Source organism: Paenibacillus sp. IHBB 3054 (genome assembly GCF_051594305.1).
Classification (GTDB): domain Bacteria; phylum Bacillota; class Bacilli; order Paenibacillales; family Paenibacillaceae; genus Paenibacillus_AQ.
Genome location: NZ_JBOFBG010000009.1, coordinates 12,265 through 25,719 on the forward strand (window position 1 = coordinate 12,265; position 13,455 = coordinate 25,719).

Annotated in this window: 14 protein-coding genes; 9 read left to right on the top strand and 5 right to left on the bottom strand. The window is 49.6% G+C overall.

Translation table 11 applies throughout. From position 1 onward, the window contains the following. Positions 1–158 precede the first annotated feature (158 nt). From ACQ76X_RS12560 to ACQ76X_RS12585, 6 genes are all read left to right on the top strand, one after another. The gene (locus ACQ76X_RS12560; protein WP_438494208.1) at positions 159–731 is read left to right on the top strand and encodes a copper amine oxidase; all 573 of its coding nucleotides are present in this window, start codon (positions 159–161) and stop codon (positions 729–731) included. A 152-nt stretch (positions 732–883) separates the two neighbouring features. Then, positions 884–1,321, top strand: a complete 438-nt coding sequence (locus ACQ76X_RS12565) for an RrF2 family transcriptional regulator (RefSeq protein ID WP_038586441.1) — start codon at positions 884–886, stop codon at positions 1,319–1,321. Between the two features lie 153 nt (positions 1,322–1,474). Further along, positions 1,475–2,122: a nitroreductase family protein gene (locus ACQ76X_RS12570; protein WP_379144067.1), complete on the top strand. Its 648-nt coding sequence runs from the start codon at positions 1,475–1,477 to the stop codon at positions 2,120–2,122. A 167-nt stretch (positions 2,123–2,289) separates the two neighbouring features. Next, positions 2,290–2,991 (top strand): pirin family protein, encoded by a 702-nt coding sequence (locus tag ACQ76X_RS12575; protein ID WP_438494211.1) that lies wholly within the window; start codon positions 2,290–2,292, stop codon positions 2,989–2,991. A gap of 36 nt (positions 2,992–3,027) precedes the next feature. Further along, positions 3,028–3,357 (top strand): hypothetical protein, encoded by a 330-nt coding sequence (locus ACQ76X_RS12580; protein ID WP_438494213.1) that lies wholly within the window; start codon positions 3,028–3,030, stop codon positions 3,355–3,357. A 186-nt stretch (positions 3,358–3,543) separates the two neighbouring features. After that, a complete protein-coding gene (locus ACQ76X_RS12585) occupies positions 3,544–4,638 on the top strand; it encodes a Glu/Leu/Phe/Val family dehydrogenase (RefSeq protein WP_438494444.1) in 1,095 nt (364 codons plus the stop codon). Between the two features lie 87 nt (positions 4,639–4,725). Here ACQ76X_RS12585 and ACQ76X_RS12590 read toward each other — a convergent pair whose 3' ends face one another. Continuing rightward, a complete protein-coding gene (locus tag ACQ76X_RS12590) occupies positions 4,726–5,490 on the bottom strand; it encodes a peptidylprolyl isomerase (protein WP_052092445.1) in 765 nt (254 codons plus the stop codon). 140 nt (positions 5,491–5,630) lie between these two features. Between ACQ76X_RS12590 and ACQ76X_RS12595 the strand changes: the two genes are divergently transcribed. Then, entirely contained in the window at positions 5,631–6,857 is a 1,227-nt protein-coding gene (locus ACQ76X_RS12595) for an MFS transporter (protein WP_076110006.1), read from the top strand. A gap of 116 nt (positions 6,858–6,973) precedes the next feature. Here the strand turns inward: ACQ76X_RS12595 and ACQ76X_RS12600 are convergent, their stop codons facing one another. Further along, positions 6,974–7,585, bottom strand: coding sequence for a hypothetical protein (locus ACQ76X_RS12600; protein ID WP_438494215.1), 612 nt, complete (start codon positions 7,583–7,585; stop codon positions 6,974–6,976). Between the two features lie 19 nt (positions 7,586–7,604). Further along, positions 7,605–7,784, bottom strand: coding sequence for a hypothetical protein (locus tag ACQ76X_RS12605; protein ID WP_438494217.1), 180 nt, complete (start codon positions 7,782–7,784; stop codon positions 7,605–7,607). Between the two features lie 290 nt (positions 7,785–8,074). Here ACQ76X_RS12605 and ACQ76X_RS12610 point away from each other — a divergent pair, with 290 nt between their 5' ends. Both ACQ76X_RS12610 and ACQ76X_RS12615 read left to right on the top strand, forming a co-directional pair. Continuing rightward, positions 8,075–9,967 carry an ATP-binding protein gene (locus ACQ76X_RS12610; RefSeq protein ID WP_438494218.1) on the top strand — a complete coding sequence of 631 codons (1,893 nt, stop codon included), beginning with the start codon at positions 8,075–8,077 and terminating at the stop codon, positions 9,965–9,967. Between the two features lie 161 nt (positions 9,968–10,128). Then, positions 10,129–11,991, top strand: a complete 1,863-nt coding sequence (locus ACQ76X_RS12615; RefSeq protein ID WP_438494446.1) for an ATP-binding protein — start codon at positions 10,129–10,131, stop codon at positions 11,989–11,991. An 18-nt stretch (positions 11,992–12,009) separates the two neighbouring features. Here the strand turns inward: ACQ76X_RS12615 and ACQ76X_RS12620 are convergent, their stop codons facing one another. Together ACQ76X_RS12620 and ACQ76X_RS12625 are read right to left on the bottom strand one after the other, a co-directional pair. Further along, a complete protein-coding gene (locus tag ACQ76X_RS12620; RefSeq protein WP_438494220.1) occupies positions 12,010–12,258 on the bottom strand; it encodes an NHLP leader peptide family RiPP precursor in 249 nt (82 codons plus the stop codon). A gap of 97 nt (positions 12,259–12,355) precedes the next feature. Further along, positions 12,356–13,294: a hypothetical protein gene (locus ACQ76X_RS12625; RefSeq protein ID WP_438494221.1), complete on the bottom strand. Its 939-nt coding sequence runs from the start codon at positions 13,292–13,294 to the stop codon at positions 12,356–12,358. Positions 13,295–13,455 lie beyond the last annotated feature (161 nt).

Genomic DNA, 13,455 nt, shown 5'->3' on the forward strand with positions numbered 1-13,455 from the left:
CCATCCTTAACAGGACGGGTGCAGCCGTTTTTTTTGGCAATGCACATCTGCCGCCGTTTGGATCTACCAAATGTTCGGCTATACTGTTTTCTAATATTATGCAACTAATTGCCCTCTGAAGGGTATAAACAGCATAGTCACAGAGAGGGGGAGCAAGAATGGGGAAGATGAAAAAGAGAGTTTTGGCAGCACTTTGTGTAACGATGATTTCAGGCGGAACCATGCTTTATGCCGCGCCCGGCAAACCGGATATAGCGGTCTATTTGAACAATGTGCTGCAAAAACAAGCAGGATTATCAGTTGAAGGAGAGACCTATCTGCCTGCCCAGCAGCTGATTGGGGGACTGCAGGCGCTTATGTTCTGGGACGAATCCGCCAAAGCTGTCCGTGTCTATAAGCCGAATGTTAACATAGCGTTGCTTGATGATCAGGGGAAGATCTTTGGAAAGGTCAGAAGCGGTGTCAGCAATAAATTTTCGGTCTTGGTGCAGGTGGACAGCCTGAAGACGGATATATCGGATTTGAAAATAATCATCAGCGATCCGGAGGGCAAAACAGAAAATATTGATGCCGCGTCGGTCAAGGACAAGAAGGACAGCTTCTGGTTCAAATCCGCTGAATTCTCCAGCACATTTAATGCAAAGGGAAACTATAAGATCCAGGTGTATCTGAAGGATACTACTTCCAAGGAATGGGCGGTTGTTTCTGAAATCCAAATCTCTACAATCTAAACGAAACGTACCGATATCAAGAAATTCCGGTTCCGCGAACGGCCAAGCTCTCCCGAGATCGTATTGCGATGCCGGCAGGGCTTTCTCTTTGCCAAAATTGGGGATGGGCTCTATACTAAGCTTACATGAATGTGCCGAAAGGAGCGGGAATAATGACAAAAACACGAAACAGCGGAGCTCTTCAATATAAATCGTTTGGATTGGTATTGCAGGCGCTTGTGATCCTGGCGAAAAAGGGCGACACCTGTTCAAGCTGCGAGATCGCCGAGCTTCTCTCGTCGGAGGCAACGCTGTTGAGACGCACGATGGCGAAGCTGACCAGAGAGCATATCCTGGTGACCCGGGAAGGCAGGGATGGCGGATATTTGCTGAACCGTGCCCCGGAGGAGCTAACGCTCGCGGAAATATACCTGGCGCTGGAAGTGGGGGAATCCCGCAATAAAGCGGTAAAAGATACGATGTGCATCAATGCTTTTGGAGAGCAGATGAAGGCGGCCTGCGGAGATGTTTTGGAGGAAATGGATCGCAGTGTGCTTGGCGTGCTGGAGCAGTATACGCTTGCCGATATGGTGCGCAAAGCAGGTTGTTGACAGGATTCATTTATTTGAATTATACTGTGCATATTAAAATACAGTTAAATGCGTCATGATGAGTTGGCGCAGGGAGAGTATATTTTTTTGCTTTTAACTGTGTGTTAATAAACACAGAATATAAACCGGATTAGGAAGAGGAGGAGTAGTGTGATGTCAACGGAATTGAAAACGGAAGTGGAATTTAACAAGGTGATCCGCGAACGGCATTCGGTGCGCAAATATGATCCATCCTGGAAGATTTCCGAGGAGGAGCTCAAGGAGATTCTAGGAGAGGCGGTTCTGGCACCATCCTCCTCCAATCTGCAGCCATGGCGGTTCATCGTCATTACGGATCAGGAGCTGAAGGCACAACTGCTGCCTATCGCCAACAACCAGCAGCAGACGGTAGAAGCTTCTGCCGTTATCGCCGTGCTTGGCGATTCCGAGGCATACCGCAATGCAGAGGCTATTTACGAGTACGCGGAGGCTGCCGGATATGTGACTCCGGAAGTGGGAGCTGCCATGGCGAAGAGAAGCCGGGATGGATATTCCAGTATGCCGGTTGAGGTGCTGAACAACATCGCGCGTGTTGACGGCGGCCTGGTATCCATGCAGCTTATGCTTGCAGCCAAAGCGAAAGGCTATGACACTGTGCCTATGGGCGGCTTCAACCCCGATGGCTTCAGAGAGCTGTTCCAGATCCCTGAGCGTTATATAACAGTGATGCTGATTGCTCTAGGCAAGGCAGCGGTGGAAGGACGGCCAACCGTCAGATTGCCGCTGGAGCAGGTTACCCATTGGAACGGATTTCAGGGTTAAATAGCATCACCTGTCAAGGGAAGCAGGGGCTGGTCAGCGTAAGCTGGCTGGTTTTTTTGTTTTGCGGTGCTTTCTGCTAAAATATTGTTAGCAGATGCTTTCGAAGTCAGTTTTGTCCGAAGCAGATCTTTGAAGGAATGCTCACAAAACTTTCAGGAGGGGATCACATGATTCAAGTCTATCCGGCACAATCCGCCCACCGTTTTGATCACGGCTGGCTGCAAGGCAGCCACAGCTTCTCATTCGGTGATTTCTATGATCCTAATAATACCTCGTTTGGTCCGATGCGCGTCTGCAACGATGATACCATCGCGCCGGGCAGGGGCTTCGGTGCCCATCCGCACAGCGACATGGAGATCGTCTCCATCGTGCTTTCCGGCAGGCTGCGCCATGAGGATAATCTGGGCAATGTAGCAGAAACAACCTTTGGCGGCATTCAGCGCATGTCGGCTGGAACTGGCGCTATTCATACGGAGCATAATCCTTCGGACAGTGAGCCGGTACGGCTGCTGCAGCTGTGGTTCATGCCGCGTACCCGCGGAACGGCACCTTCTTACAGCACCGGCCGCTTTGATCCGGCGAAGCTTGAAGGAAAACTGCTGACTGTGGTGGCTGCAGAACCTTCGGAAGAGGTCGTGGGTATTGCCCAGGATATGACGATTTATCTCGGCCGGGCGGAAGCCGGTCAGGTATTATCTTTTCAACAGGAGCCGGGACGGCGCATTTTTACATATCTAATTGAAGGACGGCTGAAGCTGCAGGGGGATGTCGAGCTGCAGCCAGGGGATTCGGCGCGGATTGAAGAGGTCAGTGCATTAAGTCTTGCCGCTGAAGAGAATACCCTGGTTATGGTGATTGATCTACCGTAGCTGCTTGCGAAGTACAGTTACAAGGAGGGACATATAATGGCGCAGCAGGAGAGAGTGCTGGTTAAGCATTCGGTAACAGGACGTTTGCTGGTCAGCAGCACGGACGGCCCGACCTATACGTTTGATCCGCAAGGCGAATTGACGGTAATTACGATCTGCGGGGTAGCTTCCGATAAAGGGGCAGCAGTGGTGGAGTTGAAGTCCGAGCTCAATGTGTTCCGCTTCGAGGAGCCTGCGGAGGGGCCGGTTATCAAGCATTGGTATTATGTAGGCGACAACGCTGTTCATTACGACGCTTCTTCAGGATGTCTAACGATAGCGGTCCAGTCCGAGATTGAGTACCGGCCCGACCAATACTGGGAATAGCAGAGTCAATTCTGCTATTTCTTTTATTAATATCACATCGCAGGTGAAGTTAGTGTTTGAAAAAGTCTTTTTTATCATGAAATCCATGGTGTGAGGACAAATGATATTGACAATCCGCTCCTGGTGTACTAGCTTTGTTATGAAACGTAACACGACCAAAGAGATGAGATAGGAGAAATGAACAAAATGGAATTGTTTGCAGCAATGCAGCGGGACGATTACGAAGAGCTGTTGTTTTGTCAGGATCAGGCATCAGGTTTAAAGGCGATCATTGCGATTCATGACACAACACTGGGGCCCGCACTGGGCGGAACAAGAATGTGGACTTATGCTTCCGAGGAAGCGGCGATTGTCGATGCGCTGCGGCTGGCCAAAGGCATGACGTACAAGAATGCTGTGGCAGGGCTAAATCTCGGCGGCGGGAAGACGGTGATTATCGGCGACCCCAAAAAAGACAAAAACGAGGCGATGTTCCGGGCCTTCGGCAGATACATACAAGGTTTGAACGGCCGTTATATCACAGCGGAGGATGTAGGCACCACGGAAGAGGATATGGATATTATTCATCAGGAGACGGATTATGTTACCGGGATTTCGGCGACTTACGGTTCCTCCGGCAATCCTTCACCGGCTACAGCTTTCGGTGTGTATCAAGGGATGAAGGCCGCAGCCAAGGTGGCTTTTGGCAGTGATTCGCTGGCTGGCAAGACGGTGGCAGTACAAGGTGTAGGCAACGTGTCCTTTACACTGTGCAAATATCTTCACGAAGAGGGAGCACAGCTTATTGTAACGGATATTAACAAGGAAGCTGTGGCCCGGGCAGTAGAGGCCTATGGGGCCAAAGCGGTTGATCCTGCGGACATCCTCTCGGTAGCGTGCGATATTTATGCCCCTTGCGCACTCGGTGCAACCATAAATGATGAGTCGCTGCCGCTGCTTAAGGCGAAGGTTGTCGCAGGTGCGGCCAACAATCAGCTGAAGGAGCCGCGTCATGGTGATGCCTTACACGCTAAGGGCATTGTTTACGCGCCAGACTATGTCATTAACGCCGGTGGCGTAATCAACGTTGCTGACGAATTGAACGGCTATAATAAGGAACGCGCCTATAAGAAAATTGCCAAGATCTATGGCAGCATTACCCGTGTGCTAGAGATTTCACAGGCCAATGGAATACCGGCTTATGCCGCAGCAGACCGGCTGGCAGAAGAGCGGATTGCTCTGCTGCGCACAAGCCGCAGCACTTTCCTGCGGAATGAGCATCACGCCATCAGCAGAAGATAGCGGTTGTTCTATATAAATAAGCAAAAGCCCATTTCCGGTTAAGCGGAGGTGGGCTTTTGGCTTTCAGAGCAGATGAACCATCAAAGGCTACTGTACCTTCTGCGGTTCCGGATAAGTGACGCCGAGCGTATCTACGGTAACCTTTTTCATCACCGGAGGTGCTTCCGGACGGTCCGAATCGTCACGCGGCAGGTTGACGATGGATTCCACTACCTCAAGGCCCTCTGTAACTTTGCCGAAAGCTGCATAGCTTCCGTCCAGGCTCGGATAAGCGGCTGCCATAATAAAAAATTGCGAACCTGCAGAGTTGACATCCTGGCTTCTGGCCATCGAAAGAACACCCTCTGTATGCAGCAGGTTGTTGGTGAACCCGTTGCCGGAGAATTCGCCGGAAATGCTGTAATCCGGTCCGCCCATGCCTGTACCGTCAGGATCGCCGCCCTGAATCATAAAACCGGGAATCACCCGATGAAATATGGTTCCGTCGTAAAATCCCTTTTTAATGAGGGAGATGAAATTATTGACGGTATTTGGAGCGACTTCCGGATAGAGCTCTGCTTTGATAATGCCGCCGTTATCCATCTCTATAGTTACGACCGGGTGGCTGGCTGTTGCAGAAGGGACGCCTTCGGTAGCCGCAGCAGCATCTTCTTTTTGCGGAGCGGGGCTGGCTTCACTGTTTGCAGTATTGCCTGACGTTTTGTTGTTGCCGGAATTAACTGCTTCATTGCCGTTAGCTGGTTTGTTGCCGCATCCGGCTACAATGATCAGCAGCAGTGTCATCATCAGAAGGATGACGGGTTTTTTTCTTGTTAGCTTCACGTTCGTAATCTCTCCTTTTTCCTTGTTCATCTCATGTTCTTCTTCATTATCATACCTTCTTTGTCCCACTTCTTGCAAAGTGAGATGCGAGGGTCGGGATTGGCACAAGTTCAAAAGAGGGGTAGAATAGGTAGATGCTTCCAAGGTATAACAGAAGGGATGTGTGCTTCATGCAGTTTTCGTGGAAGCGGAACCTGATCGTGCTTTGGGTGGGTGTTTTCTTTTGCAGTACGGCCTATTCGATCTCGATTCCGTTCCTTTCAATTTTTTTGAGTGACCAATTAGGGGTCACGAGTCATTTGGAGATTTGGTCGGGGGTCAGCTTCGGCATCACCTTCCTGGCCAGTGCACTGATTTCGCCTTATTGGGGTTCACTGGCTGATAAATATGGCCGCAAACCGATGCTGATCCGCTCGGGCTTCAGTCTGGCGGCCTTATACTTAATTAATTTCTTCGTCCATGACCCATATGTATTTCTGATCGTACGGATTTTTCAGGGGCTGCTGGCAGGCTTTGTTCCGGCAGCCATCGCCATGGTGGCCACCAATACGCCCGAGGATAAGACCGGTTATGCGCTGAGCATCATGTCGACTGCGGGAGCTACCGGCAGCATCATCGGACCGCTCATTGGCGGCGTGGTGAGTTATTATACCAGCAACCGCAGCGCTTTTTTGTTCTCGGCGGCGATCGTTCTGGTCTCGGCCCTAATCGCTACTTTCTTCGCCAAAGAGGAGAACTACGACCGCTCTGCACCCAGATCACGGGTCAGGGATGACATCCGGGAGGCGAGAAACAACCGCGCCTTTATTACCCTGCTGTCACTGGCCGGCATCAGTACTTTTTCGGTAATGATCCTTGAACCGCTGCTGCCGATTTATTTGCTTGATATGGGCATTTCCAAAAGCACCGCTACACTAAGCTCGGGAATTGTATTCTCCGCCGTAGGGATCGCTACTGTGATTATGGCACCGCAATGGGGGAGAATAGGCAGCCGCAAAGGCTTCGGACTTGTCCTGTTTATTGGCCTGATCGGCGGGGGGATTGGGAACATCCTTCAGTATTTTGTCTCAGGTTATGTAGAGTTTGCGGTACTTCGTTTTGCCTATGGCCTGTTCTATGCCGGGGTGCTTCCTTCGGTTAACGCAATGATAGTCCAGACCATTGAACCGGGATTCCGCGGGCGGGCATTCGGACTGAATCAGGCGGCTTCGCAGCTGGCAACGATGGCCGGTCCGATTATCGGCGGTTTGCTCGGCGCGTTCATTCCCATCCGCTGGGTGTTTGTCATCAACGGTGTGATGCTGCTGGTAGCGGCGGTGCTGGTGAAGACCCGTAAGCTGGAGGCGAAAGTCATCGCAGCCCGTCATTCTGGAGAACCGGCAGCGATGCCGAAATAGCAGCCGGATTACGCTGCCGTGAGATGCGGATTAGGATAAGCTGTCGGCTTGGTCCATTTTTAATGGAAAAAGCGCCGCCGGAACAAGTTCCGGCGGCGCTTGGCGTCAGTCCTACATTACTCTTCTTCTCCGTTTGATCCGTTCAGGACATCGGTCCCGGGCATTACATCCAGGGGAGGTGAGGCAGGGTCCACAGCGGTTCCGGGCTGAAGCTCGTCGGCGTCGGGAATATCCTCCAGTGGCAGATCCTCCTCCTTATCGTCCAGGATTTCGTCGTCACCGGCATAATCAATGACGCTGCCCGTCAGTCCTGCAACTCCGGCGGCGAAGACGGCATCGGATTCAAGCAGCTCATCTCGCCCGCTTCCCGGTGAAGCAGCTATCTCTCCGTGCCGTTCAGCCCGCGGACGAAGAGCAGGTTCAGGTGCACTGAGGCCAATGTCAGCAGCCAGAATGTGGTCTTCTACGAGCGCCGGATCGGCACCGTCATCCACTACGCCATCGAAATCAATGGGAGCGGCACCGACGGGTTCGTGGCTGGTGAATGCAGATTCGAGCGGCCGTCTATCTTCCTGATCCGTGCCGCTGCCGCTTGTGCTCTGTTCAGTAATCGTGCCGAGCGGCCGTAGTTCTTCCAGCGGAATATCCTGCTCCGGGGAGATTTCTCCCATCTTTGTATAACGCTCATATGCAAAATCGGCTTCAGTTTTATTAAATTCATTACCCATAGCCGTTCAACTCCTTTGCTTAAGTCTGTCCCTTTTTAGGAACAGCATGGTCAATTGCTGCTTGCTGGTCGTCGTCCGGCAGGGCGCCGGGAAATGACCCTTCCTGAAACAGGCCGAACTGTTCATCGATATCCCGCTCGGTTACCAGCCCCTCCGCGTCAGAGGGTTGGTCTGCAGTGATGTCTTCCTTCTTGTCCATAGCCTATCCTCCTCGACTTCTATAATAGTTCTTTACCCGTTTATCCGGCGCCGAATCTGTACACCCCGGCGCAGCCTGTCCATTAGAAATCAGAACGGGTATAGAGGAGATTCTCAGCCTGATCTTAATATATTCAATCCAGGCGCCATTTAACCGTGTAACCAAGGGTAAACTACTTATTTCGAGGTTTTTTGCAAGATTAGGCAGGTATAGTGCGAAGGTTGTCGAAAATAAGAATCATATGAACTATATAAATACCACTAATGATTTATTGAGGAGCCAAGATGAAGTTGCCATCACCAAAGAGAGTAGTTGCGATATTCATGCTGCTGCTTTTGATCGCTATAGTGCCTATCGGTATCGTCATGGAGTGGGACGAGCGGTCAGGCGTTGCCTTGCCGGAATGGGAGCTGAAGTGGGGAAGTTCAAATATACAGGATGTTGAAGAGGCTGCGTCTGCACCTGATGAGGATTGGATAAAGCAGACAGCAAGTTCATCCAGGCCGCTCACCTTTGAAGGGATGACGGGAGCCTGGATGCGCTTCACTTTACCTCCGACAGCGGCAAATTCGGCACTGCTTATAGATAAAGTGTATGGAAATACGCTTAAAGCTTACAAGAATAACGTTCTTATTTACGATTCGACAGATATGGTCAATTATAATGGCAGCAAAGTGCTGATTCCTTTGCCGGCAGAAGATAAAAGCGGCCAGCTTTATTTGTGGAGCAGCGGCGGCAGCAAAGGTTTCGGTATAGAAGGCGGGATCAGGGTAGGGAGCTATGACAAGCTCCTTGCCCATTATGTTAAACAGGATCTGATCGATCTTGTCATTGGTGCGGCCCTTATATTTATGGCTGTTGCGCTGCTGATGTGCCTGCTGTTTTTCAGGCTGGAATTTTTCTCGGGCGGCTTATGGCTTGTGCTTGTTATTGCTTCCTTCGGCATGCTGCTGATCACCTACTCACCTTTTCTGCAGCTCGTCTTGCGCGGCCATGACCAATGGATTGAGGTTTGTTTTGATCTGGCCTTACTCACACTGCTGCCGGCATTTACATTGTATTTTGAACGGATATTCGGACGTGGAAAAAGCCTGTGGCTGGTCCGGTTTCGTAATTTTCAACTGGTTTATTCGGGATTCTGTCTCGGCTTTCTGCTGCTGAATACATTACTTTCCTACCGCTTGGACCACCTGTATAGACTGATGAGTGTTCAAGTGATCGGCATCATGATGATCCTGCAATTCTTTTACTTGCTGGTCCTTGCGGTTATTCATGCTCTTAGAGGCAATCGGGAAGCTCTTATCTTCACGATAGGCTTTGTTATTTTCGCGGTTCCTTCGCTTAGTGAGCTGATCCTGTACTTTTCATCCACACATAGATACCACTTGTATTGGTGGAAATGGGGAGTGGTTGGGTTCCTGCTTTCTCTGATCATTATCCTCGGGAGAAGGCTGGCCCGGAATTATGAACAGACCGTGGAATATTCCCGGGATCTGGAGAAATTCAACAACGACCTGCAGCGTTCGGAGAAGATGGAGATCATCAGTGAGCTCGCTGCTTCGGTTGCCCATGAGGTTCGTAATCCGCTGCAGGTAACCCGGGGGTTTCTGCAGATTCTGGGTGAACGCTCCGGCAAGAAGGAAAAGGAGTACCTGGAAATGGCCATGGAGGAGCTGGACCGGGCTTCCTTGATTATTACGGATTTTCTGACCTTCGCCAAACCGGGGCAGGAAACCGTGGATGTATTTGAGGTTTCGGAGGAACTGAAGCATGTGTCCGGCATTTTGATGCCACTGGCTAATCTGCAGGGTGGTGAGATAGAGCTCCGCCTGCAAAGCGATCTTCAAGTGAAGGGCAGCGCCTCCAAGTTTAAACAGGCTTTTATCAATTTGATCAAGAACAGCATTGAATCGCTTCAGGAGGATGGGTTGATTCAAGTAACCGCCTGGAAATCAGGTCAGCATATTATTATCAGTGTGCAGGATAACGGGGAAGGCATGAGGGTTAGCGAACTTGCCCGGCTGGGAGAGCCGTACTATTCGAACAAAACCAAGGGAACAGGGCTCGGGCTCATGGTTACCTTCCGTATTATAGAAGCGATGGACGGGTCCATTCAATTTCATAGTACAAAAGATGAAGGTACCGAAGTGATTGTTAAATTGCCATCAGCCGGAAGAATTTAGAATTTTTTTGGTAAATTTCGTTTTTATGAAGGGATAGGCAACGGCCAGCGCGAAATAATACCAATACAGAACACTTTGTTTCTGAAACTTTCTTCTGAGGTGCTTACATGCGCTTGATCGTCAAAAGTTTACATATAATAGCAGCATTTTTTTTGCTTTTTATGATCTGCGGTTCGCTCACGGTATCAGCGGAAAGTCATTATGCTTCTAAAGAAATCACAAATTGGCAAATCAAATGGGGCAACAAGGCAGGGGACAAAGGGTATATGGTTCCTGTTTCGGTTAAAGAAGGGTGGCTGAGCGCCGGGTCCGGCGGGAAAACAACGGAGCTTCCAGACGGTATCTCTTCTATATGGACACGAATTAAGCTTCCGGAATTCAAGTATGTCTCACCCTCAGTCTATATCGATACGTTATATGCACTGCATGTTAAAGTGTACGTGGAGGATCGCCTCCTATTTGAAGCTGACCGCAGTTATATTAAGGATAATTATTCACTGCTTGTGCCCCTAAGCAGCGGGGACAACGGGAAGAATCTGTACATATGGACTGAAACGCTTAAGGATCGAATCGGGATCAAGGATCAAGTGATCATCGGGGAACACGGAGTTCTGATTAAGGACTATATCAAAAACGGGCTTATCGACGTTATTCTGGGCGGTGCCTTTTTGTTCGTGGCGATAGTCCTGTTTGTGTGCGCTTTTTATCTCAACAAGGATTACTTTTCGATAGCGGCCTCTTTATCTATCGTCATTGCCTCCACCGGAGTGCTGTCGATCACCTATTCCCCGTTTATTTATACCTTTTACAGCTATTTCGGTCCGGTAAGCATAGTCTTTCTGGATTTGGCATTACTGTCGCTTCTGCCTGCGCTGACCTATCTGTTTGAGAAAATATTCGGCGGCGGAAGGTTTGGCATCATCCGTAAGTTCCGCAAATTCCAGACAGCCTATTCTTTATTCTGCATCGTTTGTCTAGTGATCAATGGACTGTCGGATAACCGCTTTGTTGAACTGTACTATTTTATATCTGTCACTATCATCGGATTTCTAATGATCCTTCAATTCATTCTCCTCATTGCCTGTGTCATTATCTATTCTTTGAAGGGAAATAAGGATGCGATCATTTTTGCCATCGGCTTCGGAACTGCAGCCTTTACTGGAGTAGCCGAACTGGTGTGGTATTATATCCGCCAAGGCAATTATGATCTGTTCTACTGGAAATGGGCGCTGGTTGTGTTCATTCTCTCGCTCATAATTATTCTCGGCCGCAGGCTGGCCCTGAACCATCAGCAGGTGGTCAAATATTCCCGGGAGCTGGAGCTGTTCAACAATGAACTGCAGCGTTCGGAAAAAATGGAAATTATCAGCGAGCTTGCCGCATCCGTAGCGCATGAAGTCCGCAATCCGCTTCAGGTTACGCGAGGATTTTTGCAGCTGCTGATGGAGAAATCGAACGGAGATGAAGAGAGGTTTCTGTTCATGGCCCTTAGCGAGCTGGACCGCGCAGCGAACATCATTACGGATTTCCTGACCTTTGCCAAACCGGAATTCGAGCAGGTCTCGATCCTTAATGTTCATGATGAATTTAAGCATATCGAGAGCATCCTGCTTCCGTTATGCCATTTGAACGGGGGAAAGATGGTGCTGGACGTGAAGGAGCATTGTTGGGTGAAGGGCAACTCCTCCAAATTCAAGCAGGCTTTTATTAATATCATCAAGAATAGTATCGAGTCTCTCGGGGAGGAAGGGACCATCCATATGTCGGTATATGCCAAAGGGGACAGGGTGTATATTCATGTGAAGGATAACGGGGAGGGAATGGAACCGGGCGTATTGAACCGGCTTGGCGAGCCGTATTTCTCGAACAAGTCGAAGGGCACAGGCCTGGGACTTATGGTCACTTTCCGCATCATTGAGGCCATGAATGGTGAAGTCCGCATTATAAGCAAAAAAGGAGCAGGAACCGAATCCATCATCATTCTGCCGCTGGCAGAAGCTCCGGATGATTCCAACTCCTTATGAAGTCTTAAACCTGATGTTCTACCAAGAACCGAGTGTAGTAACGTCGGTCTTCAGTATGCCTGAAGAAGGACTGGGAGGAATGACCAGATAGAACTCATTGGAGCCTTCCTCTACCGTCTTGAGCGTAATATGGTCGGGAAGATTGATGCCTAGTGCTTCTTTGAGGGCTGCTTTTGGGTCTGAGAGCAGTTTCTGCTTGAAACTTGGATCTTCCCATGCTTTCTGAATCACTTGATTTCTAAGAATTGCTTCTGACAAAATAATCATCCTCCCTCAAAATGGTTATATTTACCTCATGAGCATAACATAGGATTTTGTATAAATCTATTTCTATTTCTATGAAAATAATAGAGTTGGAGACTTCTTATGTATTCCTATTTTTGGATGATAACCAGTAACTGAGCCCTCCTCCCTGCAAAAGCTGTTTCTCCGCTTCGATAGCTGCTGCGATATGCTGGAGATTCTGGACCAGCACATGGTGGAAGGCTACCAGATGGGGAGCCTTCAGCCGGTATTCTGCGAGTTTGCTGTGGTTGGCGAGTGCTGTTTCAGCATAGGACGCCAGCCCGCCTTCCGTAAAGATGAAATCTTTGACCTTCCCCGCTGTAAGCGGGCCTTGACCCTCCTGAAGCTGGCAACGGGCCAGAGACAGCAGGCAATTATAGCTGCCCTCCGCCAAATCCTGCTCCCAATCCTCGTAATCATCAAGCATTTGCAGTGTAATCAGTACCTTATGCAGCATCTCTTCCGAATCCGCAATCAGAAAAGCATGATCCGAGAGCAGCAGGACGGCTGTACTGCAGAGCTTAAGCGGACTGGCTTTGTGGGCAATTTTGACACGGTCGTTCAGGAAATAGTCACTGCTGGCCTCGCCTGCCACACTGTCTGCCCATTCAAAAAGATAACGTTTGAAATAGGACCAGAACGAGGAGTCCGGGGCGAAAAGAGGCCGGTAAATATGGAGGAATTCCACGTACAGCAGGTTCGCAAGCGGCAGCTGCTCTGCGGCGGCCGGCTCTTTGCTGTCCATCAGATCATCCTGCAGGAAGAAATAGAGCATAATTAAGACGTTCCCCAGAGACATCTGACGCACTTGCTCTGACGTAAGACCGTATTCTGAGCGCAGCCAGAACGGGAGTAAATAACATATGTAATTTTTGTGGCTTCCTGCTTTAAATACGTTAAACTGATGAAGATAGGCCAAACCTTGTGTACGAAGCGGTTCCGGAAATCCTGTGATGATGACACTGGCATCGCCAAATACCGCGCGGAGCTCCTCATCGTACTCATGAAGCCAATCCATAGGCTGCCCCCTGTCAATATTTTATTTTTTTAGAAAAAATGGGGTTATCCGTCATGATTATAGTCCTACTAACCTGGGATTTCAATGACAATTTATGGAGCGATATAGTAATGGAGTACTATAATTCATCTTATCCACGGATTGAGAATTGCTAAAGGGGG

Bases quoted from the DNA above. Each gene is read 5' to 3' on its own strand.
- ACQ76X_RS12560 (WP_438494208.1), top strand. From the start codon at position 159: ATGGGGAAGATGAAAAAGAGAGTTTTGGCAGCACTTTGTGTAACGATG.
- ACQ76X_RS12565 (WP_038586441.1), top strand. From the start codon at position 884: ATGACAAAAACACGAAACAGCGGAGCTCTTCAATATAAATCGTTTGGA.
- ACQ76X_RS12570 (WP_379144067.1), top strand. From the start codon at position 1,475: ATGTCAACGGAATTGAAAACGGAAGTGGAATTTAACAAGGTGATCCGC.
- ACQ76X_RS12575 (WP_438494211.1), top strand. From the start codon at position 2,290: ATGATTCAAGTCTATCCGGCACAATCCGCCCACCGTTTTGATCACGGC.
- ACQ76X_RS12580 (WP_438494213.1), top strand. From the start codon at position 3,028: ATGGCGCAGCAGGAGAGAGTGCTGGTTAAGCATTCGGTAACAGGACGT.
- ACQ76X_RS12585 (WP_438494444.1), top strand. From the start codon at position 3,544: ATGGAATTGTTTGCAGCAATGCAGCGGGACGATTACGAAGAGCTGTTG.
- ACQ76X_RS12590 (WP_052092445.1), bottom strand. From the start codon at position 5,490: ATGAACAAGGAAAAAGGAGAGATTACGAACGTGAAGCTAACAAGAAAA.
- ACQ76X_RS12595 (WP_076110006.1), top strand. From the start codon at position 5,631: ATGCAGTTTTCGTGGAAGCGGAACCTGATCGTGCTTTGGGTGGGTGTT.
- ACQ76X_RS12600 (WP_438494215.1), bottom strand. From the start codon at position 7,585: ATGGGTAATGAATTTAATAAAACTGAAGCCGATTTTGCATATGAGCGT.
- ACQ76X_RS12605 (WP_438494217.1), bottom strand. From the start codon at position 7,784: ATGGACAAGAAGGAAGACATCACTGCAGACCAACCCTCTGACGCGGAG.
- ACQ76X_RS12615 (WP_438494446.1), top strand. From the start codon at position 10,129: ATGATCTGCGGTTCGCTCACGGTATCAGCGGAAAGTCATTATGCTTCT.
- ACQ76X_RS12620 (WP_438494220.1), bottom strand. From the start codon at position 12,258: ATGATTATTTTGTCAGAAGCAATTCTTAGAAATCAAGTGATTCAGAAA.
- ACQ76X_RS12625 (WP_438494221.1), bottom strand. From the start codon at position 13,294: ATGGATTGGCTTCATGAGTACGATGAGGAGCTCCGCGCGGTATTTGGC.